Origin of the sequence: Flavobacterium sp. (assembly GCF_043720215.1) — a bacterium.
Taxonomy (GTDB): Bacteria; Bacteroidota; Bacteroidia; order Flavobacteriales; family Flavobacteriaceae; genus Flavobacterium.
Map to the genome: position 1 here is coordinate 1 of NZ_JAYSSZ010000112.1, position 1,710 is coordinate 1,710.

2 protein-coding genes are annotated in these 1,710 nt (G+C 33.5%); both read left to right on the top strand.

The genetic code is table 11. The features are described 5' to 3' along the window. A partial coding sequence (locus tag ACHZC3_RS05345; RefSeq protein WP_394758846.1) for an OmpP1/FadL family transporter occupies positions 1 to 739 on the top strand: 739 nt, incomplete at its 5' end. 215 nt (positions 740 to 954) lie between these two features. Beyond that, positions 955 to 1,710: radical SAM protein (locus ACHZC3_RS05350; protein WP_394758847.1), on the top strand; the 756-nt coding region annotated here is incomplete at its 3' end.

The following is a 1,710-nucleotide window of genomic DNA, read 5'->3' on the forward strand; positions in this document are numbered from 1 at the left end:
TGAAAGAAATGATTTTGTAAATACAACTGCAACTGATTTAATAAAACGAATTCGTTTTAACAATGATTTATATACTTACGGATCTGGATTTTCACTCCAATTAGGTGCTATTCTTAAGCCAATAAAAGAAATTCGTTTGGGTGTTTCATATCAATCACCTACTTGGTACAAACTAAATGATGAGTTAAAACAGGGAATCTCAACCGTTAGTGGAAACAATATTGGGGAATTACCTCAAGACAACGTAAATCCCGATATTACTATTATTTATCCAGTATACAAACTACAAACTCCAGGGAAACTGACCGGAAGTTTTGCATATATTTTTGGTAAAAAAGGATTACTTAGTTTTGATTATAGTTTGAAAAATTATGGAAACTCGGCATTTAGTCCAAAAAATGATGAAATATTTCAATCTTTAAATAATTCATTAACTTTACATTCTAGAGAAAAAGCTTCAGAATATAGGGTTGCTGGTGAGTATAAAATAAAACAATTTAGTCTTCGTGGTGGCTATCATTTTGAACAAAGTCCTTACAAAAATGCCACTACAATTGGTAATTTGACTGGTTATTCTGGAGGAATTGGGTTCAATTTTGGAAACAAAAAACTAGATTTGGCCTATTCGACTTCAAAAAGAGATTCTAACCAGCAGTTTTTCTCGCAAGGTTTTACTGATGCAGCAAAAATAAATACTACAAACAATAATGTTACACTAACATTTGCGTTGGAGTTATAAGTTTAAAAAACAAATGATAAAACCGTCTTGTCCTAAAAAACGAGACGGTTTCTTTTTAGCCCTGATGGCAGCGACATCCTTTTCTCCCGCAAAAAAGCGGGAAAAAAGATATAGCGTACAGCAGGAAATAGCTCCTAAAAACAAAAAAACATAGCAATACCAAAAATAAAAGCGTAATTTTGCACTCCGAAACTCCGAAAATTAATTTCAAGTATATGAGAACCAAATCGTTAAAAAAAAATAAAATCAATGTAATCACTCTTGGGTGTTCTAAAAACGTGTATGATAGCGAAGTGCTTATGGGGCAACTCAAGGCGAGTGGAAAAGACGTAGTACACGAAGAAGAGGGTAACATTGTGGTGATAAATACTTGTGGATTTATAGATAATGCCAAAGCAGAATCGGTAAATACAATTTTGGAATACGCTGACAAAAAAGAACGTGGTTTAGTTGATAAAGTATTCGTAACTGGATGTTTATCTGAGCGTTATAGACCCGATTTAGAGAAAGAAATCCCGAATGTGGATCAGTATTTTGGTACAACAGAATTACCAGCCTTACTAAAAGCATTGGGAGCTGATTATAAGCATGAATTATTAGGAGAAAGATTAACTACGACTCCAAAAAACTATGCTTACCTAAAAATTTCTGAAGGTTGTGATAGACCTTGTAGTTTTTGTGCGATTCCGCTTATGCGTGGAAAAAACGTATCACAAACTATCGAAAAATTAGTAAAAGAATCTGAAGGATTAGCAAAAAATGGCGTAAAAGAATTGATTCTTATTGCCCAAGATTTGACTTATTATGGTCTTGATTTATACAAAAAACGTGCATTAGGTGAATTACTAGAAGCGTTGGTAAAAGTAGAAGGCATCGAATGGATTCGTTTGCATTACGCCTTCCCTACTGGTTTCCCGATGGATGTTCTTGAAATCATGAAACGTGAACCCAAGATTTGTAATTATATAGAT